A 22,256-nucleotide genomic window follows, 5' to 3' on the forward strand; every position below is an offset into this window, starting at 1 on the left:
TCCCCTTTGTTTGCGGCATGCTAAACCTCGTGCAATACCGGCCGTTTTTCCCCTCATTGGTAACAAACTAGACACAATCTCTCTTTACTGCGCGCCGGGATAACGCTATAATAATGAGGAAGGTTCAATTTTGAAATCGGGTTTCACAGAATGAAACGTAAACGAGAATGCTTCTCATCCTCGCGACGCTTGATCTGGAATCCGTGCAATCTTATCTAGGAGGCCGATTATTTTGTCCACCCTTCCGTACAACGTACAGGCCGACCTGCAGGCAGCGGGCAACTCGTATCGCTACTACAACCTGCAAGGTTTGGAAGAGCAAGGCCTGGGCCCCGTGTCCAAGCTGCCTTTCTCGATGAAAGTCCTGCTTGAAGCCGCCATCCGCCAATTCGACGGACGCGCCATCACGCTGGAGCACGTCAAGCAAATCGCCAACTGGGCGAACGGCCGCGAAGATAAGGAAGTTCCATTTATCCCCGCCCGCATCGTGCTGCAAGACTTCACCGGCGTACCGGTCGTCGTCGATCTCGCCGCGATGCGCGAGACCGTGAAGCAAGCCGGCGGAGATCCGAAGCGCATCAACCCGCTCGTTCCCGTCGATCTGGTCATCGACCACTCCGTCATGGTCGACGCATTCGGCACCGCCGACGCGCTGCAGACCAACATGGACCTCGAATTCGAGCGCAACGAAGAGCGCTATCGCTTCCTGCGCTGGGCGCAGACCGCATTCGACAACTTCAGAGCCGTTCCTCCGGCTACAGGTATCGTCCACCAGGTCAACCTGGAGTACCTTGCATCCGTTGCAGCTACCAAGACCAAAGACGGCGTCACCGAGGTGTATCCGGACTCGCTCGTGGGCACGGACTCCCACACGACGATGATCAACGGTCTCGGCGTCGTGGGCTGGGGCGTCGGCGGCATCGAAGCCGAAGCCGGCATGCTCGGCCAGCCGCTGTACTTCGTCATGCCTGAAGTCATCGGTTTCCGCTTGACCGGCAGCCTGGCCGAAGGCGCTACGGCGACCGACCTCGCGCTGACAGTTACCCAGATCCTGCGGAAAAAAGGCGTCGTCGGCAAGTTCGTCGAGTTTTTCGGTCCGGGCCTGTCCAACATCAGCCTGGCCGACCGCGCGACGGTCGCCAACATGGCGCCGGAATACGGCGCGACGATCGGTATCTTCCCGGTCGACAGCGAGACGCTGAACTACCTGCGCCTCACCGGCCGCGACGAGAAGCAAATCGAGCTTGTCGAAGCTTACTACAAAGCGCAAGGCATGTTCCGTACCAACGAGACGCCGGATCCGACGTTTACCGACGTCATCGAGCTTGACCTTTCCACCATCGTACCGAGCCTTGCAGGTCCGAAGCGTCCGCAAGACCGCGTCGAGCTGACGGCGATGAAGGAAGAGTTCAACAACATCATCCGCACGCCGATCGATAAGGGCGGCTACGGCCTCTCCGACGAGAAGATCGCGCAGACCGCACCGGTCAAGCACCGCAACGGCCAGGCGAGCACGCTCACGACGGGCGCCGTCGTCATCGCGGCGATCACGAGCTGCACGAACACTTCCAACCCGAGCGTTATGATCGGCGCCGGTCTCGTCGCAAAGAAAGCCGTAGAACGCGGCCTGACGAAGCCTGCTTACGTCAAGAGCTCGCTGACCCCGGGTTCGCTCGTCGTTACCGACTACCTGGTAAAGGCCGGCGTGCTTCCTTATCTGGAGAAGCTCGGCTTCTACGTCGCCGGCTACGGCTGCGCAACTTGTATCGGCAACTCCGGTCCGCTTCCTGACGAAGTCAGCCAAGCGATTGCGGACAACGACATGACCGTCGCCGCAGTCCTCTCGGGCAACCGGAACTTCGAAGGCCGCGTGCACGCGCAGGTCAAGGCGAACTATCTCGCTTCGCCGCCGCTCGTTATCGCATACGCGCTGGCCGGTACGGTCAACATCGACCTTGCGAACGATCCGATCGGCTACGACCCGAACAACGTGCCGGTCTACCTGAAGGATATCTGGCCGACCAATGAAGAGATCCAGCAAGCAGTCTCCGCGTCGCTCGATCCGGAGATGTTCCGCAAGAAGTTCGAGAACGTCTTTACCCAAAACGAGCAGTGGAACAAGATCCCTGTGCCGGAAGGCGAGCTGTACGAGTGGGACGACAAGTCGACCTACATCGCGAACCCGCCGTTCTTCACCGACCTGGGCGATCAACCGGGCGACATCGTCGACATCAAGCGCTCCAACGTTCTGGCGCTGCTCGGCGATTCGGTCACGACGGACCATATCTCTCCTGCGGGCAACATTAAGGTCGACAGCCCTGCCGGCGAGTATCTGATCAAGCACGGCGTCGACAAGAAGGACTTCAACTCGTACGGCTCCCGCCGCGGCAACCACGAGGTCATGATGCGCGGCACGTTCGCCAACATCCGGATCCGCAACCAGGTCGCTCCGGGCACCGAAGGCGGCGTTACGACGTATCTGCCGACTGGCGAGATCATGTCGATCTACGACGCGTCGATGAAGTACCAAAAGAACAAGACGAACCTCGTCGTCATCGCCGGCAAGGAATACGGCACGGGCTCCTCGCGCGACTGGGCGGCCAAGGGCACGTTCCTGCTGGGCGTCAAGGCGGTCATCGCCGAGAGCTTCGAGCGTATTCACCGTTCGAACCTTGTAGGCATGGGCGTACTGCCGCTGCAGTTCCAACCGGGTAACGGCTGGAAAACGCTCGGCATCAGCGGCCACGAGAAGTTCGACATCGAAGGCCTTTCGAACGACGTACAGCCGGGCCAGACGGTTACCGTTACCGCGACGCGCGAAGACGGCACCACGTTCTCCTTCCCTGCCATCGTCCGTCTCGACTCGATGGTCGACGTCGACTACTACCGCAACAGCGGCATCCTGCAGACCGTACTGCGCCAGATGATCGCGAACCAATAATTCGTATTCTGCCCAGCCGTATCCCGGGGTCGCTCCCGGCGATGCGGCTTTTTTATGTGGCATCGGCGGACAAGCTTTGTTATGTTTGGGAAACGGGATAGGGATGCGCTATAATGAGGGACGGAGGTGACGATCGCATTGACAACCGAGAATAAAGGTTTTATCCGGCGTTACAGACCGGCGATCATCCTCGCGGCGCTCATCGTCGTCGTGATCGTCGCCAGCAACTGGTCCCTGCCGTACGTGCTGTACGGACCGGGTTCGGCAGAGCCCGTACACCCGCGCGTCGAGACGGACCACAAGGTCGTTCAGAAAGGCGAGCTGCTTTTCACGACCGTATCGTCCTACTCCAAACCGAACGTTTTCTCCATCATATACGCCTGGCTGAATCCGAAGATGGACATTCAGACCCAAGCAACGGCAACGGGCGGCACGGTCAGCCTTAGCGCCTACCGCAACCTGATGGCCTGGATGAGAGACAGCTCCGAGGCCAACGCCCTGCTCGCCGCCTATACGGCGATGAACAAGAAGATCGACGTGAAGGAGCAAGGCATCATCGTCAATTCGTTCATCAAGGAAACCAAGGCGCGGGAGCACGGTCTGCAGGAGGGGGATATCATCACCTCGGTGGACGGCGTCAAAGCGAACAACGCGGAGGCGCTCAGCAAGTACCTCTCTTCCAAAAAGGCGGGAGACACGGTCAAGCTTACGGGTACCCGCGGCGGCAAGGCGTTCGAGGCGAGCGTGCCGCTTATCGCAATGCCGGGCACGGGCAAGCCTGGCGTCGGCTTCACCAACCAGACCGTGCTGAAGGTGACGCCGCCGGACAAAGTGAAGTTTGATTTCGAGGATACGGGCGGTCCGTCCGCCGGTCTGATGATGACCCTCGAGATTATCTCCCAGCTGCAGGACAAGGACCTGACCAAGGGCTACCGCATTGCCGGCACGGGGACGATCGCGGCCGACGGCAGCGTGGGACTTATCGGCGGCATTCAGTACAAGCTCATGGCGGCCGACCGGGAAAAAGTGGACTACTTCCTCGTCCCGTACACGCGCGTAGCCGCCGACCATTGGCAGGACAACGAAAAGATCGCGCCCAAGGACGCGATCAACGCCGTGCTGAACGGCTTCGGCAACTGGAGTCTCGCGCAGCAGACGGTCGCCGATCTTAAGCTGAAGCCCAAGCTCGTGCCCGTCGCCTCGCTGCAGGATGCGCTGGACTTCCTGAACGGCCTGGAGCCAAAAAAGGACGAGAGCGCAGCGAGCCCGGCGCCTAGCGCCAAAGCTTCCTGATGATAAAAAGAGCCTTGCTTGCCGGTATAAGCGGCGAGCAAGGCTCTTTCTTATGCGTTCGAGCAGATCCCCGCGCGAGGTGCGGCGGCGCGTGTCGGCTGTCAACCTCGCGTCCCGGACACGAGAGCCGCTATTTAAGCTTTGATCGCGCTTTTGCCTCGCTAACGGACCCTGAGTCCGCTATTAGCCGGATATTCGACCATATCGGACCCGATTCCACCAAATAACGTCTCTCCAGTCCGCAGCCGCCACCGACATGCCATCATTTCGCAAAATAGCGTCTTCTGTGTCCGTTTGCCGACGACGATGCGCATCTCCTAATAATAGAAGCCAAGCGCGAGCAGCCGCTAGTCGAGCAGCGCGCCCATGCGCGTAGCTGCGCCGATGATCGCGGGCGCGCGCTCCTCCATGACGTCCGGCGTCAGCCTGTTCGAAGGGCCCGAGACGGAGAGCGCGGCGAACAGCCTGCCCGTGCGGCTGAAGATCGGGGCCGCCAAGGCGGCGGCGCCCGGCTCCCGCTCCTCGAAGCTGGTCGCGTAACCGGCGGCCATGACCTCGTCCAGCTGCTTGGCGTAGGACGGCCCCCTCAGCCCCGCGGGCCAAGCCGGGTCGCCGAGCAGCGCCTCGCGCGTATTGCTCTCCTCGAACGCAAGCAGCACCTTGCTGGAGGCGCCTACGGACAGCGGCAGGCGGATGCCGACCTGCGCGACCCGGCGGATCGCCTGCCTGCTCTGCACCGCCTGGATCCGCACCCGCTCGAGACGGTCGCGAATATAGAGGCTCACAGTCTCCCCCATCTGATCCCGCAGCTTCTCCATCTCGCCGATAAGCACGACCGTCGGATCGTCCGACCGCGCGTAGTGCGCGGACAGCTCCAGGACCCGCAGGCCAAGCCTGTATTTTTCCGTCGCGTCGTCCCGAATGACGAAGCCCTTCTCCTCGAGCGTCGCGAGCAGCCGATGCACGGTGCTCTTGTGCAGCTCGCACTTCACTGCCAGCTCCGTCAGGCTCCATTCGCCCCCTGTCGTGAAGACGAGCAGGATGTCGAGCGCGCGCTCGACGGCGCGCACGGTTTTCTTTTCCTCTTCCAGCGGGCCCACCTCCGTTTCACCACATGAAACCCTGTTACACCCAGTATAACTCACCGCAGTCCTAACGTAAATCTCCAAAGCTAGTATTACAGTTCGATTACATGTACCTAACAAAACGACAATGTCCGTTGACGCCTTAGGACGTAAGCACTAAATTTAAATTATCAGATAATAATGCGCTTTCAGTGCTAGATTGATAGGAGGCGATCCCATGAGCACCACTGTCCTGACACCTATGCCTCTTCACGCTGGATCGCTTCACCTCGAAGAAGATTCTCCGCGCCTCACCATTGCCCGCCGTCTCGCCCGCATTTTCGGCGCCGTGACCGCTTCGCTCGCCTTCGCCGCCGTGCTGATCGTCTTCGTACTCTACGGCTATATGAGCTGGCGTTTCACCCACCCGCCCGTCGCAGCGCTCAATACGAACCCGATGTCCGCCAAAAGTCTGCCGTACGCCGATGTCTCCTTCCCCGCCGCAGGCGGCGGTCGCGAGACCGACGGCTGGTGGATTCCGGCGCAGGCCGCCAGCGCCCGCACGGTCGTCCTCAGTCATGGCTTCGGCGCCAACCGGGAGGAATATTGGGTCCCGATGTACGATATCGCCGCCATGCTTCACAAACAGAATTACAACGTGCTGATGTTCGATTACGGCTATGCGGACCCGACCGGCAGATCGGCCGCGACCTTCGGCATCGGCGAATCGAAGCAGCTTATCGGCGCATTGGAATATGCGCGCGCGCAGGGCTCGAGCGAGCTGATCGTCTGGGGCTTCTCCATGGGCGCCGGCACCGCGCTTCAAGCCGCCCTGCAGACGTCCCTGATCGACGGTATGATCCTCGACAGCACCTTCGTGACGAACGCGGATACGATCGCATACAACCTCAAGCAGTATGGCGCTTTATCCTCCCGTTTGACGATGAACCTGCTCTCCCTCTTCACGCCCCTCTGGGCGGGCGTCCGGCTCGATCAGATTCCGTCCGACGAGATACAGAGCACGGCTTACAGCTTCCCCCTGCTGTTGATCCACGGCACGCGGGACGACAAAGCCCCGTACGAAATTTCCGAGCGGATCGCCAAGTCGCAGACGAACGCGGACTCCTCCCTCTGGCTCGTCAAGGACGCGATCCACGAGATGGTGTTCCGCACGTATCCGGAGGAATACGTCGCCCGCACCACCGCCTTCTTGCAGACCGTCGATACGGACCTCGCTGCGAGCCGCACTTCTAACATGGGCATGCTCGAGTCCGCCTGACCCTGCTCGGCATGGGACAGCTCTCCCCCCGCATACGATGGGAACGAAGCCATCATCAGGGATGAAGGGAGGCTGGTCCAATGTTGCCAGGCAAGCTGCTCGCCCAGCTCATCGACAGCAAATTGCGAGAATACAGGCATGCGGAATCGCTGCTCGAAGCCGTGCCCGATCTGGAACCGCCTTATGCCGAGTTGCTGCGGCAGTGGGAAGCCGCATTCGGCAGGACGATCTCGGCAGCGCAGTTCGCTGCGCAAGAGCAGGCGGCGGACGACGCGCTCGGAATCTACGCCGAAGCGCCGGTCAGAGAGGCAAGGCTGAGAAGCTTGATCGCCGAGTCGATGCTCCAGAGCCGCGAATTCGGCAAGCATCTGCTGCTCATGGGGAGCGGCAGCGAGGCCGTGCGACGGTTCGGTCAGGACATTCGTCTCCCCGCCGAAGAGTCCGATCCCGTCGAGAACGGCGATTATAGCGGACCGGAGCCCGCGGATGCCGCTCGGGCGACCGCCAAAAAAGCGGCAGGCAATCCGCAAGGCAGCGTCGCAGGCGCGAATGCCGCCGCGCCCCTATCCGCCGCAGCGAGCCCCGGCTGCGCGCCCGTGCCGATCGGCGGCCACAAGCTGCCGCCGCTGCCCTACGCCTACAATGCGCTGGAGCCCTACATCGACGAGACGACGATGCGCATTCACCACGACAAACATCATCAGGCGTACGTCGACGACCTGAACAAGGCCGAGCTCAAGCTGGCTGAGGCGAGGCGCAAAAACGACTTCGAGCTCGTCAAGCATTGGGAGCGCGAGCTGGCGTTTAACGGGGCCGGCCATTACTTACACACGTTGTTCTGGGACACGATGACGCCGGGCGGTGGCGGCAAGCCGACAGGCCCTCTCGCGGATCAGATCTCCAAGGACTTCGGCAGCGTCGACGCCTTCAAGCGGCAGTTCTCCGAAGCTGCGGGCAAGGTCGAAGGCGGCGGTTGGGCGATTCTCGTATGGAGCCCGAGAGCGCATCGCCTGGAGATCCTGACAGCCGAAAAGCATCAGAACCTGTCCCAATGGGACAACGTGCCGATCCTCCCGCTAGACGTGTGGGAGCATGCCTACTATCTCAAGCATCAGAACAAGCGGGCCGACTATGTGAAAGACTGGTGGAACGTCGTGAACTGGCCATACGCCAACGCCCGGTTCGAGGAGGCACGCAAGCTGAAGTGGCCGCCTTACTGAAGGCGCCATGACACGCCAAAAGCCCCGCCGTACCGAAGCTTGCGCTCGGTATAGCGGGGCTTGCCTTTACTGAGTCAGGTTCGCTTTTTGCAGCATTCTGCGAACGGCCGTGGCCGGCTTGGCGCGAGTCATGTTCGCCTTCGGCGCGAGCTTGTCCGCTCGTCTGCCGGCGAGACGCCGGAAGAAACGGCGGGCGCGGTGCCCTCCTTCGCCCAGGCCGATGTCCGGGGCACATCCTCCAAGCGGCCAAACAACCCTGCCGCTCCTCCGGCGCCCGGCGCCGTAGCCGCGGTTCAGCCCGTAGCCGACGGCCGTGCGGACGCGTCATGGTACCATGCCTGTCGGGAAACGCCGGCGTATCGCCACTCGCATATCGCCGCCTGCGTATCGCCGTCTGCGTATCGCAGCCCGCGTATCGCCACTCGCATATCGCCACTCGCATATCGCCACTCGCATATCGCCACTCGCATATCGCCACTCGCATATCGCCACTCGCATATCGCCACTCGCGTATCGCCACTCGCATATCGCCGTCCGCATATGGCAGCCCGCGGATCGCCGTCCGCGTATCGCCGTCCGCGGATCTCCGTCCCCGTATCGACGTCTCCGCCGTTCCTTCGCCGGAAAGCCTGCAAATAAAGTCAATTTCATAATTCAAAAAATCGCAAGTTCAAACAAACTTATTCATAAGATTTGGCGAATAACGTTCGGTTTTGGGATTATTTCCGAATCTCAGAGATTCTATTTCGTATTAAAAGTTCGGATTTATACTGGAAAAAAATGTTTATGAAATTGACTTAATATACATCTTTTTATACCGACAACGACTCTTTTGTACAAAATAGATGCCAAAATGCAGTTATTTTCCTTCATCAGCTGGATTCCCGGCTTGCGCTTTGAATTTACCTGCACATTTGCAGGCATTTTATCACGTGTCGCGCATCGACAAAAAATACCTGTACAAATGCAGGCTTTTCGTTCTGCCCGACTTCCGCAAAGAGCTCGACATGCCAAAAGCGAGCTCGCCTGTCGTCGATTTGCCGTCGACCGAAGCAGGAAGAAAGCGCGGCCTCTCATCGATAAGAAATGGACAGGCCCATTTCCAGAGTGTTCAAAAAAAAACGCCAGCAACCCGCGCGAACGCGAGTTTCTGACGTTTTGAGAACCCGATTTTGCAAATGCAAGGTTATGGCTTTGAATGAATTAACGCTCCATACATAACTGAACGGTTGCGCCCTTTTTCCTTGGCCTGATACAGCGCCAGGTCCGCGCAGTGTACGACATCGGCCGCGCTCGCGCCGTCTTCCGGATAGGCGGCGATGCCCAGCGACAGCGTGACCGGCCTGCCGATCGGCGCATCCTCCACCATCAGGCTGATGCGTATGCTCTCCGCGAGCTGATAAGCCAGCTCCTTGTCTCCGTAAGGCAGCAGCAGCACGAACTCCTCCCCGCCGTACCGGCACGCATAGTCGCCTTCCCGCTTGCCGGCCGTCAGCCGCGCCGCCAGGAAGCGCAGCACCTCGTCTCCTTTGAGATGGCCGTACGTATCGTTGACGGACTTGAAGCGGTCCAGGTCCATGAGGATGACCGCATACGGCATCTGCTGACGGTCCCAGGACGCAAGCAGCGAGTCGAAAAACCGTCGGTTGCGCAAGCCCGTAAGCGCATCCGTCTGCGCCTCGAGAGAAAGAGCCTCCGTGCGGTCGCCCATTACGCGGAAGGCGTCGATCACCGCTCTGTTCAACTCGTTGGCTTCATAGATCAGATGATGCCGCAGCCGGAGCGCGGGAACCTTGTCCTTCTCCCCGTTATTGAGCATGGACGCATATACCGCCAACCGGCGAAGCGGAAAAGCGAGCCGATGCGAGACGCCGATGACGAGCAGCGCCAGCAGCAAAATAAACGGCATGGACACCAGCGCCATGCGGGCCACGATGCCTCTGACGCTGTCCGTCACCGTTGCGGCAGGCGTCTGGGAGACGATGCCCCACTGTACGGATGGCACGATGGCATACCCCGCGAGCATCGGGACGCCCTTGGTGTTAACCAGCTTCAGATGACCGCCCTTGCCCGCCATGATCTGGGCGACCGCAGGATTCGACGCGACGTTGTCCCCGATCCGAATCTTGTCCGGGTGATAGATGATATTGCCCATTTTGTCGACGACGTAATAATAGGAGCCGTTGAGATTAGGCCCTTGCTTGCCGAGAATCTTGTCCAGTACGTTGCTGCCGTGCAGGTAGATCGTACCGCAGATGAATCCGCGATAAGTCCCGTCTCCGTCGAAGATCGGATGGCTGACGAGCACGATCAGCCGGTTGGTCACGGCCACGTAAGGTTCGGATACGAGCGGCTTGCGTTCGGTCATCGCCTGCCGGGCTGCGGCCGACTTCAGTACCTGTCCGACCAAGTCCCCGTTGTCCGGCGAGGCGGCGGTGATCTTGCCGTTCTCGTTCACGAGCGCCAGCGAGTTGAAAAACGACATGCTGCCCCTGACGAAATCCAGCCAGGTGCCCGCCTGCTTATCCCTAGTTTCCGCGCTTGAAAAGTGTGCGCTGGCGGAGTTCAGAGACTGCGTCATGGAGTCGAAAATCGTGTCGACGGCGACGCTCAGTTCGTTGGCCGTGATCTGGTTCAACTCTAGCGTATTGCGCGACAGCGAATCCTTTTGCGCCTCGAAGCCCACGATCGTGTTCAGCGCAGCCGTCAACGTAACGGACAGTACGACGACAGCGGTGAAGATGACGGAGAGATGGATTCCCTTCCCCCGCCAAAACCTTAATCTATGCATGGACGTTCTCCAGTCTTCAAAATAGCGGAACGCGTCTCTTTTTAACAGCTTTCGACAACAATCCAATGAACCGTATTCTACCACACATTGATAGATCAATATAGTTAAAGTAAAAAACAACCATGGACCGAAGCAGGCGGCTTCAGACCATGGTTGGGTGACGATAGGGGTTATGCGCGCGTCGAACGGAAGGTCGGCGTCACAGCGTCCAGTCGAGCTTGACTTCGCCGCCGGTGCGCGACGATTCGTAAATCGCGTCGATGATCAGGTTGCTACGCAGTCCGGTCTCGGCCGACGTAATCGGCGTCTGGCCGGTGCGGACGCAGTCGATGAAATGGCGGCTCAGCTTGACGCGGGCTCCCTCGTCCTCGATCGGGGCGATGAGCGGAATGTCGACGGGCTGGTCGAAGCGCTCGGTGAGGAATTTGCCTTCGTTGCCCTTGAGGAAGGCGCCGCCCTCGGAGCCCATCAGATGGACGAAAGGCGTGCTGTCGGTATCCATATGGACCGCCCAGCTGACCTCCAGCGTGAGGGACGAGCCGTCCTCCATCTTGATGATCGCGGTCGCCAGATCCTCAACGTCGTATGTGCCGTTCCAATCCGGTTTGCCCCAGCTGCCGATCCCCTTCTTGCGGGGACCGAACTCGGCATACGTCGAGCCGTATACGGAAACCGGCTTCGGCTCTCCCATCAGGAAAAAGGCCAAGTCGAGCATGTGCACGCCGATATCGATCAGCGGTCCACCGCCGGACTGCCCGTGCTGCGTAAACCATGTGCCCCATCCCGGAATGCCTTTGCGACGATACCAGCCGGTCTTCGCCGTGTAGATGTGTCCCAGTTCGCCGCGATCGATCTGCGCCTTCACGAGCTGCGGGAGCCATTCCCAGCGCATCTGGTGAGCGACCATGACGGTCTTGCCGCTCTTCTGCTGCGCCCGCACGATGTCCTTGGCCGCCGCCGAGTCGAGCCCCATCGGCTTCTCGACCAGCACGTGCTTGCCATGCTCGAGCGCGCTGATCGTCAGCGACGCGTGGCTTTGGTTCGGCACCGCCACGATGACCGCATCGATATCGAGACGCTCGATAAGCGCCTGCGGCGTAGGGGCGACCGACTCGATGCCGTACTGCTGCGCCCTGGCTTCCGCCAGCGGCAGATACGTATCGGTAATGGCGACGATCTCGCAGATTTCCGCCAGCTTGCCGAACTCCTGAAGGTGAACGTTGCCAATATTGCCTGCACCGATCAAACCGATGCGAACTTTATTCGAATTTTCCATGATAGCCTCCAATTGGATTGCTGTTTTCAGTTCTTTTGATACCGCTATCATAGCTCAATTCCATCGGCCCTGCGATGAGCGATTTAGCCCTGTTTTTATTCGTGTTAGGCTTCGCAAGCCAGCATGAAAAGGAGTTTGCATAATTATAAATATTTATGTATATTTATTCTCATGGAGTTTTACTAGGTTTACTCACGGGAAAGGGGCGTACACTGTGTGCGAAGACATCCTCGTCGTAGAGACCAAAGCGCTGAACGCATGGCCCGCCCTGCAGCAGATGGCGCATGACGACTGGTTGCTCAGGCTGTCCAAGGGGTATACGAAGCGCTCCAATTCCGTGCAGCCGCTGCGGACCGGGCCTGATGCGGATCTCCGCGCCATGGTCGGTTATTGCGAGGATGCGTATCACCGCGCGGGCCAGCCGACGATTTTCAAAATCACCCCGCTGTGCGGGCCTTGCGGGCTCGACGGCCGGTTAGAAGAATACGGGTACGCTAAGGCGGACCGCTCCCAGGTTTTGACCCGATCGCTGGACGAGACGCAGGGCGAAGCTTCCATAGAAGGGTTGAGAGAAGGGTTGAGCGTAGACGCCTGTCTGACGGAGGCGTGGATGACCGCCGCCTCTGCGATACTGTCCCTCAAGCCGGAACAGCGGGAGATCGCTTCCGCCATGTTAGCGGACAGTCCGCTCCGCAGAGCCTTTTTCCTCCTCCGCTCGGGAGACGAACCCGTCGCGATCGGCATCGGGGTCGTCGACGGCGGGTATCTGGGGCTGTTCGATATCGCGACGGCCCTTGCCTATCGGAACCGCGGCATCGGCGAGCGGCTCGTCAGACAAATCCTCCGCTGGGGACAGTCGCACGGCGCGCACGCGAGCTACCTTCAAGTCGCGGAAGACAACGCGCCCGCGCAACGCCTGTATGCCAAGCTAGGCTACAAGAGGCTCTACGATTATTGGTACCGCGTGCGATGGCCGTGATCGTCTCATACAAAAGCCGCGTTACCGACCGCTGTCTGCGGCCGGCAACGCGGCTTCATTCGTTTATTCCTTCAGCAGAGAGAGAAACTCGGAGCGAAGCGCGGAGCTGCCCCGGAACTGCCCGCGTACGGCCGAAGTGACGGTCTTGCTCCCGTACTTTTTCACGCCGCGCGCGCACATGCACAGATGCTCCCCTTCGACGACGACCATGACGCCGTTGGGCTTGAGCACGTCGTCCAGGATGTCGGCGATCTGCGAGGTGATCCGCTCCTGGACCTGGAGCCTGCGCGTCACGGCCTCCACGAGCCGTGCCAGCTTGCTGAGGCCCGCGATCTTGCCGCTCGGGATGTAGCCGATGTGCGCCTTGCCGAAAAACGGCGCCATATGGTGCTCGCACTGGCTGTAGTACACGATATCCTTGACGATGACGAGCTCCTCGTGCTGTTCGTCGAACGTGACGCCCAGCGCGTCGCGCGGATCGATTGCGTAGCCGCCGAAAATCTCCTCGTACATGCGCGTGACGCGAGCGGGCGTGTCCAGCAAGCCTTCGCGCTCGACGTCTTCGCCGATCAGCTTGAGAATCTCGCGGACGTGATGCTCTACCTGCTCGCGGTTGCGCGTAACGTTCGTATTCAGATAGTCCTTTAGACCGGCCATCTTATACCCTTCTTTCATCCTTAGCGGCCGCTGCGGGCATTCCCGCGCGCCGCCTATCGATTATCTGCGGGGCTTGAAATTTTGATTCTGATTTTGGTTTTGGTTTTTCATCATTTGCTGCGCCTTCTGAAGCTGCTGCTTGTTCATATTGTAACCCATCTGCTTGGCCATCTTGGCCAGCATGTCCGGATTGTTCTGCATCTTCGTCATCTGACTGCGCAGATAGAATACGCCGCCGAGGAAGCCCAGCACAAGTCCGACGATCAACGTCAGAACCGGAATCAGAATATCCCAAAAAGTCATCTGCCATACCTCCAAATTTTACGCATGAATGCGTGTATGCGATCCGCGCGAATTAGCGGGACAGCCAGCCTATAATAGCATGAGCCCAGCGGGGGAATCAACCGGCGATCGCAGGCGGGACCTAGCCCTTACGGCTTGGGCCGGATTGAGTCCGGCTCGAATCCTGATTCGATCGGGCTCGAGCGCGCGATTAATTGATGACCCCTTCGATGAACAGCGTCGGCAGCCTCGCCAGATCGAGCTCCCGCGCGGCGGAGGACTCGCCTTCCCGGGCGATGACGCGAACGATCGGCCTGCCGGGCAGTCCTCTGTGCTGGGCCACGACGATGCCGATCAGCCGGTTGGACAGCCTTACCGAGACGCCGTTCGGGTAGACGGAGACGATCTTCAAAAACTCGATAAGCGTCTCGCGATCGAGCGTCGTGTCGGAGAGCGCGTGAAGCCGCTCGATCGCCTCGTGCGGCTGCAAGCGGGGAAGCTCTGCCGTGCCGTGCACGAGATTGTCGTACATGTTGGCAACCGCGGTGATCTTGGCGTAAATATGGATCTCTTCGCTGGTTATGCCCCGGGGCTGACCGCTGCCGTCCGGCGCCTCGTGGTGCTGAAAAGCGACATGGGCGGTCAACAGACTGTATTCCCGCTTCAGCTTGAGCAGCTCGAAACCCCGCCACGCGTGGTGCGAACGGCCTTCCTCTGCGCCGTGCGCCCCAAGCTTGCCGATGTCGTGCAGCAGCGCGCCGATCGCCAATTCCTTGAGCTGCAGCATGTTCAGCCCCATGTTAACGCCGACCATCGTCGCCATCATGCACACGTTCATGCTATGCATGTACTGAGCGTTGTCCGCCGTGCGGATGTCCGAGAGCTGGATGAGCACGTTTTGGTTGCGCAGCACGTCCTCCATCAGCTGATCGACGGACATGCTGATCGCCCTCGCGCTGAATTCCTTGCCGGAGCGCAGCGCGTTGAAGGTGTCCGACATCTGCGCGATGACCGCCTGCTTGGTCTGCTCGGACAACACCTCGTCCAGCTGGATCTCCTGAGCCCCCGGCTCCGAGACATAAACCATCGGCACCCCGAGCCTGCGGAGCGTACTGATCATAAATACGGTCAGTTGCACGCCCGCCGACAGAAGCACCGTACCGTTTTCCGAAAAGAGCGTTTTGCCGAGCAGTTGCCCCGGTTCGAGATTGTCGATGTCAACCAGCTTCATATCTCATGCTCTCCTGTGGATGCGCCTGACGTAATAGGCTGGATTTTCTTCCTATATGAATATATTATCCGCCTGCTGTCGGTTATAGCAAATAAAGATTCGCCTGCAATCGTTTGACCGCATAAAAAGAGAACATACGCGCGAATGACAAAAGACCGCAACGGCCGGCTAAGCTGCCGTCGTTTGCGGTCTTTTGTCGCGAGCGCGTTTATTCGCGGGCGCGTCCGCCCCGCTTCGGCGCAGGCTCCGCGAGCGCGCCCAGCGCGCGGCTGGCCGCCGCTCGGACGCGCTCGTCCGCGTCGGCTTCGGCCGCCTCGGCCAAGGCCGCCTGCGCGATCTCGCCGCGGATGCGGCCGAGCGCCCAGGCCGCCGTCGCGCGCAGCTCGAAGCGCGGATCCTCGCGCAGCACGCGGGCGACGTCCCCGGCGGACGCCTCGTCGCGGAAGTTGCCGAGGCCGATCAGCGCGTTGCGCTGGATCGGCTTGCGTCCGCGCCAGGAGGCGCTGCTCGCGCCGTACGTCTCCTTGAATTCGCGGTTGCCCATCTGCAGCAGCGGACGGAGCAGCGGCTTCGCCACCTCGGGATCGGGCAGCGTCTCGGCTTGATGCCGGGAATCGATGCCCCGGTTGATCGGGCACACGATCTGACAGGTGTCGCAGCCATAGAGCCGGTTGCCCATTTTGACCATCGCGTCCTCGTCGAGCAGCCCCTTGCTTTGCGTCAGGTACGAAATGCATTTTTGCGCGTTCAGCTGACCCGGGCCGACCAGCGCCCCCGTCGGGCAGGCGTCGATGCAAATCGTGCAATCCCCGCACTGATCCAGGAGCGGCGTATCCGGCGGCAGCGGCAGATTCGTGATCATCTCGCCGAGATACATCCATGACCCGAGTTCGTCGTTCATGATCATGCAATTTTTGCCGCTCCAGCCGATGCCGGCGCGCTCGGCGACCGCGCGGTCGGAGAGCGCGCCGGTGTCGACCATCGACAACCACTCGAGCTCGGGCGCCCGCTCCGCCAGCCAAGCGGCCAGCCGTTCGAGCCGCCTGGCGAGCACGCGATGGTAATCCTCGCCCCATGCCGAGCGGGACAGGATGCCGCGCCGGGCGCCGGGCTCGGATACTGGCGGATTTTTAAGTTTGGACGGATAGGCTACCGCGATCGCGACGATCGAGCGCGGCGCCTCGAACAGCAGGGACGGCTGCGTCCGCTTGTCCAGATCCGGCTCCTCGAAGCCCGACTCGTAGCCGAGCGCCCGATGCAAGACGAGCCTCTCCCGCAGCTCCGGGAAAGGCTCGGCCGACGTCACGCCGATCCGGTCGATGCCGAGCGACTTCGCCGCCGCAAGCATATCCCTTTTCAATGACGACCAATATGCGGGGCTGCGGTCTGATGCCGCGACGCCCTTGTTATCCAACGTCAGGTCTCCCTCCTTGCGCTACAGGCTCTTCCAGCGCACGATCGGCCACATGATGAATTCCGTCCGACCGAGCAGCAGCGACTTGGGCACTTCGCCGAAGGTGCGGCTGTCCTTGCTCGCGCCGAGACGGCGATTGTCTCCCATAATAAAGTATTTCCCGTCTTCGACTTTGACCGGCCCAAAGTCTCCGTCCTCGATGGGACTATCGGTATAGGACTCGACGCGCAGCTCTCCGTTCACGTACAGCTGTCCGCCTCTGCCTTCGACCGTATCGCCCGGCATCCCGATAATGCGTTTTACGAGAAACTTCTTTTTGTCCGGACCGTCGCTCGGATCCTTCAGGATGACGACGTCGCCGGCCTTAGGCTGGCCAAGCTCGTATGCGACCTTGTTGACGAACAGCCACTCGTGCTCGTAAAGCGTCGGCTCCATCGATTCCCCTTTGACCGTGGACAACCTGAATACGAAAGCCCACAGCAGGATAACGATCGTAAAGGCGATGCCCAAGGCGCGAACCCACTCCCACAGCTCGCGCCGCAAGGCGGATTCGGGCTTGACCGAGCGGGATCTGCCGGGCTGCGGGATGCCAGATGTGTGCTTCATGGATACGACTCATTCTCCTTCGCCTGAGGGCTGTCTCTCCACTCGCGATAATAGCGTCTCGCTTCCTCGTCGCCGAACGGCTGTCCGAACGTCGCCACGCGCTCATGCAGCGCGCGCAGCCCGTCCTCCACCTGTCCGCGGACGGACATGCTGTACCGATATTCTTCCTTGTGCTTGTCGTACTCGTCCCGGTCCAGATCCAGCACGGAGCCGCCCGGCAGAAGCACGACATCCAGGTCATAATCGATATAGGTCAGCACGTTGTGGTACCGATACGGCGGAGATGCCACATTGCAATAGTAACGCACGCCACGATCCTCCAGCAGCGCCACTACGTTAAACCATTCGCCCGGCAGAAAAAAAGAAACGGCCGGCACCCGGCTGATCCATTCCTTGCCGTCGGCTTCGCGAATCGGCGTATGGTCGTTCACGTATACCATAATGCCCGCGTCCCGATGCGCGGGATGGAGCCTGTCCTCCGGAACCTTCCAGTTCTCGAGCCACATGCGGTGGAGCGAGCCGTTGTGCTTAAAGCTCTTGATCGTACAGCTCTCGTATATAGATGTAGATATTAGGCCGCCGATGCGCTCCATGCCAAGCCCCCTGCCGTAGAACCAAATAAGATAATATAAGAAAAGCATATCTTATGGCCAAAAGCAACCGGTTTTCGGCGCCTGTCGACACGTAAGATATGCTCTCCTGATTGTAAGTCCGTCTTGCGAGGGACCTTGCGATGGGCGTTCAGCCTGCTACGATGGACAGCGGACGCTGAGGCGTCACGAGATCGAGCGTCTCTTCGCTCAAGGATTGGTAGAACGGAAGCAGCATTTCGTTGTGCTTGTCCACCGCGACAAATACCTTTTGCACGTTCCGCTGGCGGAATCGCGCATTCATGGCGGTGACGAGCGTGCGGCCCACGCCTTGGCGGCGGAGATCCGGATGTACGGCGATGCGGTATACATAACCCTTGCTGTGGTCGATCGTGCCGATCATCATGCCCGCGAGCTCTTCATCCTTCAGCGCCACGAGCACGAGCTCGCTGTCCCAGGACAATTGGCGGGATAAAGCCGACATGGTTTCTTCACAGCATTCCTCCGACAGAGCTACCTTCAGAAGCTCGGATACGGAACGATAATCCGACAATTGAAAAGTCCGAATCTGCATATGCCTGTCTCCCCGGATTCAGTTAAAGTAGAGGCTAAACTGTGAACATCGCTTTAACGTCTTTTTATATTACGACAAATTCGTGATAATTTCATGCTATTTTAGGGATATCGCATAAATAATTTTGGAGAATCGGCGCGCAATGGAGTGTAAACGCTTTAAATAAAGCGGTTACATATGAATATATCTAAAATATTGCCGAATTTCGCCGAATATGAGCCTAAATCGGGATCGGATCGTCCCTCCCTGTTTTTACTGGGTTAGAAAGAACCAATTTACATTAATGTATTAAGGCTAACTGTATGGACAAATTTTACTGGTATAAAACAGGAAATAGTGCCCATGCTGAGGGGGCGCGACGCAGCGGACGACCGGCAGACTTTCTAAACACCCATGTTGATTTAGTATTTGAAATCAGGGATAATACAGAAGTAGATTTCCATTCCAGATTCATAATCTAAGGAGGCTGTTCCATTATGGCACACGTATTGCCCGCTCTTCCTTACTCCAACGACGCACTCGAGCCGCATATCGACGCGCTCACGATGGAGATCCACCACGACCGCCATCACAATACTTACGTAACGAACCTGAACAAAGCACTCGAGTCCGCTCCTGAACTGGCAGACAAGAGCCTGAACGATCTGATCTCCGACCTGAACGCCGTGCCTGAGGCCATCCGCACCGCCGTTCGCAACAACGGCGGCGGCCACGCCAACCACTCCCTGTTCTGGGAGACGATCGCTCCTAACGCAGGCGGCGCTCCTACCGGCGCTCTGGCTGCCGCAATCGACAGCGAGCTCGGCGGCTTCGACAAGTTCAAGGAAACGTTCGCCGCTGCGGCTACGACCCGTTTCGGCTCCGGCTGGGCGTTCCTGGTCGTCGGCAAGAACGGCGAGTTGAAGGTATACAGCCTCCCGAACCAAGACAGCCCGATCTTCGAAGGCGAAACGCCGATCCTCGGCCTCGACGTCTGGGAGCACGCTTACTACCTGAAGTACCAGAACAAGCGTCCTGACTACATCGGCGCATTCTGGAACGTCGTTAACTGGGAAGAAGTCGGCAAGCGTTACGAAGCTGCCAAGTAATATTCCCTACTGAAAAAGCCAGCGCCGATTTACGCGGCGCTGGCTTTTTTTGCATGCGATCGGACCCAGGAGCCGCTATTTCCGCGAAATGGATCATTTAGGCGGAGTTACGGACCCAGAAGCCGTTATTTCCGCTCTGAGGTGCGTTGGCGTGCCTGCTGGAGGAGGATAGCGCATCCTCTGTCCGTTGACCCTCATTTATCGGACCGCAAGTGTAAAATAGCGGCTTCAGGGTCCGATACATCGAGAATCATCAGCGCTTCGGCGTGTTGTCGTACAAGGTGCCGCTAAAGTGTGCGGACAGCAGCTTGCTGAACACATTCGGCCAAGCGAGACGCTCAAAGTCGGCCGCGTCGATCCAGCGGTAGCCAGGTGGAAGCGAGGCGGCTAAGTTCTTGCCATTGTCCGGCGGCAACAAAACGGCGGCGGTCATGTGACTGTCAGGCGTTAGCGAAGCAGCGATGCTTGTGCTATAGCCGGCCTTGTCTTCGGCAGCCGTCATCGTGGTTTTCTTCTCAGTCGCCTCTCCCACACTGCTTAACGCCCCAGCCCCGGCCTCTGCTGCGGCAACCTCAGCCGCCGCAGCATCTCCTGCCGTCGCTCCAGCGTCCCCCAGCTCCGCACCCAGCACGCGCAAATACCAGTGCAGGTGCGTGAACACATGCTCCGCGTCGGCGACGTGGCGCAGCGCCTCGGCGCGGACGCCCGCGAGCCCCTCCGAGTCCAGCGAAGCCGCGAGCAGCGCCCCGCCCAGCGAGCCGGAATCCCAGACGCCTCGCTCAGGCGCCACCACGTGCGGCAGCTCCCACATGCGCGCGAGCAGGCCGCTCTCCGGCCGCTGGCGCACGAGCACGCGGCCCTCCGCGTCCTGGAGGAGCACGGCGAGGCGGTGCTCAGGCCGGGGCGGCTTCGCCTTGCTCTTGATCGGCAGCTCCGTCTCGCGGCCGGCGTGCCGGCCCTGGCAATGCGCCATGACCGGGCATAGCAGGCAGCTCGGCGACTTCGGCGTGCAGATGAGCGCGCCCAGCTCCATGAGCGCCTGATTGAAGTCGGAAGCTTCCCCTTCCGGGATAAGCTCCCTGGCAAGCCCCTCCATGCCGACGCGCGTGGCCGGCTTCGCAATATCCTCGTCGATGCAAAAATAGCGCGACAATACGCGCATGACGTTGCCGTCCACCGCCGGCTCGGGCCTGCCGAAGGCGATGCTGAGGATCGCGCCGGACGTGTACGGGCCGACGCCCTTGAGACCTGCCACGACGGTCTTGTCGTCAGGCAGGCTGCCGCCGTGATTTTCCTTGATCTCGCGGGCCGCCGCCTGCAGATTGCGGGCACGGGAGTAATAGCCGAGCCCCTCCCACGCCTTGATCACATCTTCCTCCGGCGCCTCGGCCAACGCCGTTACCGTCGGAAACCTGGTCATGAAACGGTGGAAATAAGGAATGACCGTATCGACGCGCGTCTGTTGGAGCATGATCTCGGACACCCAGATGTGGTACGGATCCCTGCTGCGCCGCCAGGGCAGGTCCCGTTTTTCCCGCTTGTACCATTGCAGCAGCTTGCCGCTAAAAAACGATTTGATCTCCCGTTCGTTCAAGCTCCCGGTCCGCCTTTCTTTTGCGACTCGGCACTGCCCTCGTCGTCTTTGGCACTGCTGGTGGCCCCGAGCCCCAGCACAAGCTTTTTGTAGCGGCTCGGGGTGAGGCCTGTATAGGCTTTAAACATTCTCGAAAAGTAGTAGATCTTCATGCCGATGCGCGCCGCGGCGTCCGAAACGTTGCAGGCGGGATCCGCAAGCAGCGTACGGGCAATCTCCAGCCTTCGCTGGTTCACATACTGTATCGGCGAGCAGCCCATCAATCCTTTGAAAAAAACGATAAAATAGTTCGGGTGCAAAAAGATGAGTCCCGCCAGATGCTCGACGGTAATCGTATCGGCCAGATGCTCGTCGATGTAGCTCAGCACGATTTCCAGCTTTTCGAACTCCGGCGAGAGCGGCGCCATCCGCGCGGAATCGGCGACGAAGTAATCGATATAAATGCCGATGAGCTCCATGAAGGAGGTCTTGATTCGAAGCTTGGCCGACGGCTGCGGCGAGAGCAGGTTGCCTCGGATTCGGGCGAACATCGCGACCGCTTCGGAAGGGTCGGGAATGCGCACATGCTCGGGCAAGCCGATCGCCTGGTAGAGCGCCCTGTCGGCATAGCTCGCGCGGAAGTGGCACCACCAGTACGACAAAGTATCGCCCGGGCTCGGCTCGATCCAATGCGCCTTGCCTGCCAGCAGGAAGCTGAACGTCCCCGCATCCATAGAAAAAGACCGGTCTTCCATGTGCAGCAGGCCGCTGCCGCCGGTCACGAGCAGCGCCCGATTGCAGTCGTAAACCTCCGGTCGTCCTTCTTCTGCGCCCGCATGTTCCTCGAAGGAGGCGGCGGCGACCTCGAACTGCATCTTTTCGAGATGATTCATTAATATGTTAAAATAGCGTATGCTCATCGTTTGCACTCCAGGAAGCTTGTCTTAAGATGTCTAGTAGGTTCTATTTATTATACTTAACATTGGGAGTCGGGTAAATTTGAAAAAATATGCCTTCGCGCGCCGCGGATTGCGGACCGCAGCGGCTTCTGCCGTGATCGGAGCTCTACTGCTGACAGCGGCTTGCGGCAAAGACAAAAATGAGGACAACGCCAAACCTACGTTGCCCGCCGGCCCGGCGGATACGATCGCGTTATACCGCAGCAATTGCATCTCCTGCCATGGAGGCGGCCTTGAGGGCGTTATGGGGCCCGATACGAATCTCCGGTCCGTCGGCTCCCGTCTGACCGAGACCCGGATCGCGGCCCAGATCGCGAGCGGCGGACAGTTGATGCCCGCTATGAAAGAGCGCCTGACCGCGCAGGAGATCGACAAGCTTGCCTCCTGGCTGGCCGGTTTGCATTGATTCGCTTCTCCCTCACATCATACAACCGCCACG

Annotated in this window: 19 protein-coding genes; 7 read left to right on the top strand and 12 right to left on the bottom strand. The window is 59.7% G+C overall.

Annotated elements, in window-relative coordinates; genetic code table 11:
- Positions 1–226 precede the first annotated feature (226 nt).
- Both acnA and ACFOTD_RS26925 read left to right on the top strand, forming a co-directional pair.
- Positions 227–2,941 carry an aconitate hydratase AcnA gene (gene acnA, locus ACFOTD_RS26920; RefSeq protein ID WP_378123084.1) on the top strand — a complete coding sequence of 905 codons (2,715 nt, stop codon included), beginning with the start codon at positions 227–229 and terminating at the stop codon, positions 2,939–2,941.
- Between the two features lie 126 nt (positions 2,942–3,067).
- Positions 3,068–4,234: a YlbL family protein gene (locus ACFOTD_RS26925; RefSeq protein WP_378123041.1), complete on the top strand. Its 1,167-nt coding sequence runs from the start codon at positions 3,068–3,070 to the stop codon at positions 4,232–4,234.
- Between the two features lie 347 nt (positions 4,235–4,581).
- Here the strand turns inward: ACFOTD_RS26925 and ACFOTD_RS26930 are convergent, their stop codons facing one another.
- Positions 4,582–5,325: an IclR family transcriptional regulator gene (locus ACFOTD_RS26930; protein WP_378123085.1), complete on the bottom strand. Its 744-nt coding sequence runs from the start codon at positions 5,323–5,325 to the stop codon at positions 4,582–4,584.
- 211 nt (positions 5,326–5,536) lie between these two features.
- On the opposite strand from ACFOTD_RS26930, the gene ACFOTD_RS26935 reads away from it, so the two are divergent.
- Complete coding sequence (locus ACFOTD_RS26935; protein ID WP_378123042.1) at positions 5,537–6,577, top strand: alpha/beta hydrolase; 1,041 nt, start codon at positions 5,537–5,539, stop codon at positions 6,575–6,577.
- 80 nt (positions 6,578–6,657) lie between these two features.
- Positions 6,658–7,797, top strand: a complete 1,140-nt coding sequence (locus tag ACFOTD_RS26940) for a superoxide dismutase (protein ID WP_378123043.1) — start codon at positions 6,658–6,660, stop codon at positions 7,795–7,797.
- Positions 7,798–8,983: 1,186 nt separating this feature from the next.
- Here ACFOTD_RS26940 and ACFOTD_RS26945 read toward each other — a convergent pair.
- Together ACFOTD_RS26945 and ACFOTD_RS26950 are read right to left on the bottom strand one after the other, a co-directional pair.
- Positions 8,984–10,588 carry a sensor domain-containing diguanylate cyclase gene (locus ACFOTD_RS26945; RefSeq protein ID WP_378123044.1) on the bottom strand — a complete coding sequence of 535 codons (1,605 nt, stop codon included), beginning with the start codon at positions 10,586–10,588 and terminating at the stop codon, positions 8,984–8,986.
- Between the two features lie 199 nt (positions 10,589–10,787).
- Entirely contained in the window at positions 10,788–11,864 is a 1,077-nt protein-coding gene (locus ACFOTD_RS26950; protein WP_378123045.1) for a Gfo/Idh/MocA family protein, read from the bottom strand.
- 214 nt (positions 11,865–12,078) lie between these two features.
- Here ACFOTD_RS26950 and ACFOTD_RS26955 point away from each other — a divergent pair, with 214 nt between their 5' ends.
- Positions 12,079–12,843, top strand: a complete 765-nt coding sequence (locus tag ACFOTD_RS26955) for a GNAT family N-acetyltransferase (protein ID WP_378123046.1) — start codon at positions 12,079–12,081, stop codon at positions 12,841–12,843.
- A 63-nt stretch (positions 12,844–12,906) separates the two neighbouring features.
- On the opposite strand, the gene folE is transcribed toward ACFOTD_RS26955, so the two are convergent.
- The 7 genes from folE to ACFOTD_RS26990 all read right to left on the bottom strand — a co-directional run bounded on the left by folE (position 12,907) and on the right by ACFOTD_RS26990 (position 18,197).
- Positions 12,907–13,500 (bottom strand): GTP cyclohydrolase I FolE, encoded by a 594-nt coding sequence (folE, locus tag ACFOTD_RS26960; RefSeq protein WP_090109012.1) that lies wholly within the window; start codon positions 13,498–13,500, stop codon positions 12,907–12,909.
- A gap of 60 nt (positions 13,501–13,560) precedes the next feature.
- Positions 13,561–13,803 carry a YneF family protein gene (locus tag ACFOTD_RS26965; RefSeq protein ID WP_378123047.1) on the bottom strand — a complete coding sequence of 81 codons (243 nt, stop codon included), beginning with the start codon at positions 13,801–13,803 and terminating at the stop codon, positions 13,561–13,563.
- Between the two features lie 190 nt (positions 13,804–13,993).
- Positions 13,994–15,013 carry an HD-GYP domain-containing protein gene (locus tag ACFOTD_RS26970; RefSeq protein WP_378123048.1) on the bottom strand — a complete coding sequence of 340 codons (1,020 nt, stop codon included), beginning with the start codon at positions 15,011–15,013 and terminating at the stop codon, positions 13,994–13,996.
- A 208-nt stretch (positions 15,014–15,221) separates the two neighbouring features.
- Complete coding sequence (queG, locus tag ACFOTD_RS26975) at positions 15,222–16,361, bottom strand: tRNA epoxyqueuosine(34) reductase QueG (RefSeq protein ID WP_378123086.1); 1,140 nt, start codon at positions 16,359–16,361, stop codon at positions 15,222–15,224.
- A gap of 87 nt (positions 16,362–16,448) precedes the next feature.
- Complete coding sequence (gene lepB, locus ACFOTD_RS26980; protein WP_378123049.1) at positions 16,449–17,033, bottom strand: signal peptidase I; 585 nt, start codon at positions 17,031–17,033, stop codon at positions 16,449–16,451.
- The gene (locus tag ACFOTD_RS26985; protein WP_378123050.1) at positions 17,030–17,626 is read right to left on the bottom strand and encodes a DUF402 domain-containing protein; all 597 of its coding nucleotides are present in this window, start codon (positions 17,624–17,626) and stop codon (positions 17,030–17,032) included. The genes lepB and ACFOTD_RS26985 overlap by 4 nt, the downstream gene beginning before the upstream one ends.
- Before the next feature lie 148 nt (positions 17,627–17,774).
- Entirely contained in the window at positions 17,775–18,197 is a 423-nt protein-coding gene (locus tag ACFOTD_RS26990) for a GNAT family N-acetyltransferase (protein ID WP_378123051.1), read from the bottom strand.
- A gap of 476 nt (positions 18,198–18,673) precedes the next feature.
- Here ACFOTD_RS26990 and ACFOTD_RS26995 point away from each other — a divergent pair, with 476 nt between their 5' ends.
- A complete protein-coding gene (locus tag ACFOTD_RS26995) occupies positions 18,674–19,285 on the top strand; it encodes a superoxide dismutase (RefSeq protein WP_378123052.1) in 612 nt (203 codons plus the stop codon).
- 253 nt (positions 19,286–19,538) lie between these two features.
- Here ACFOTD_RS26995 and mutY read toward each other — a convergent pair whose 3' ends face one another.
- Together mutY and ACFOTD_RS27005 are read right to left on the bottom strand one after the other, a co-directional pair.
- The gene (gene mutY, locus ACFOTD_RS27000; protein ID WP_378123053.1) at positions 19,539–20,879 is read right to left on the bottom strand and encodes an A/G-specific adenine glycosylase; all 1,341 of its coding nucleotides are present in this window, start codon (positions 20,877–20,879) and stop codon (positions 19,539–19,541) included.
- A complete protein-coding gene (locus ACFOTD_RS27005; protein ID WP_378123054.1) occupies positions 20,876–21,778 on the bottom strand; it encodes a helix-turn-helix domain-containing protein in 903 nt (300 codons plus the stop codon). The genes mutY and ACFOTD_RS27005 overlap by 4 nt, the downstream gene beginning before the upstream one ends.
- 79 nt (positions 21,779–21,857) lie before the next feature.
- On the opposite strand from ACFOTD_RS27005, the gene ACFOTD_RS27010 reads away from it, so the two are divergent.
- On the top strand, positions 21,858–22,223 hold the full coding sequence (locus ACFOTD_RS27010; protein WP_378123056.1) for a c-type cytochrome: 366 nt from the start codon (positions 21,858–21,860) through the stop codon (positions 22,221–22,223).
- Positions 22,224–22,256 lie beyond the last annotated feature (33 nt).

The sequence above is a fragment of the Cohnella sp. GCM10012308 genome, assembly GCF_042649185.1.
Lineage (GTDB): Bacteria > Bacillota > Bacilli > Paenibacillales > Paenibacillaceae > Cohnella.

Coding starts and splice junctions, on each gene's coding strand:
- ACFOTD_RS26940 (WP_378123043.1), top strand. CDS start 6,658: ATGTTGCCAGGCAAGCTGCTCGCCCAGCTCATCGACAGCAAATTGCGA.
- lepB (WP_378123049.1), bottom strand. CDS start 17,033: ATGAAGCACACATCTGGCATCCCGCAGCCCGGCAGATCCCGCTCGGTC.
- ACFOTD_RS26995 (WP_378123052.1), top strand. CDS start 18,674: ATGGCACACGTATTGCCCGCTCTTCCTTACTCCAACGACGCACTCGAG.
- ACFOTD_RS26965 (WP_378123047.1), bottom strand. CDS start 13,803: ATGACTTTTTGGGATATTCTGATTCCGGTTCTGACGTTGATCGTCGGA.
- ACFOTD_RS26945 (WP_378123044.1), bottom strand. CDS start 10,588: ATGCATAGATTAAGGTTTTGGCGGGGGAAGGGAATCCATCTCTCCGTC.
- ACFOTD_RS26970 (WP_378123048.1), bottom strand. CDS start 15,013: ATGAAGCTGGTTGACATCGACAATCTCGAACCGGGGCAACTGCTCGGC.
- ACFOTD_RS27005 (WP_378123054.1), bottom strand. CDS start 21,778: ATGAGCATACGCTATTTTAACATATTAATGAATCATCTCGAAAAGATG.
- ACFOTD_RS26950 (WP_378123045.1), bottom strand. CDS start 11,864: ATGGAAAATTCGAATAAAGTTCGCATCGGTTTGATCGGTGCAGGCAAT.
- folE (WP_090109012.1), bottom strand. CDS start 13,500: ATGGCCGGTCTAAAGGACTATCTGAATACGAACGTTACGCGCAACCGC.
- queG (WP_378123086.1), bottom strand. CDS start 16,361: ATGCTTGCGGCGGCGAAGTCGCTCGGCATCGACCGGATCGGCGTGACG.
- ACFOTD_RS26935 (WP_378123042.1), top strand. CDS start 5,537: ATGAGCACCACTGTCCTGACACCTATGCCTCTTCACGCTGGATCGCTT.
- ACFOTD_RS26990 (WP_378123051.1), bottom strand. CDS start 18,197: ATGCAGATTCGGACTTTTCAATTGTCGGATTATCGTTCCGTATCCGAG.
- ACFOTD_RS26985 (WP_378123050.1), bottom strand. CDS start 17,626: ATGGAGCGCATCGGCGGCCTAATATCTACATCTATATACGAGAGCTGT.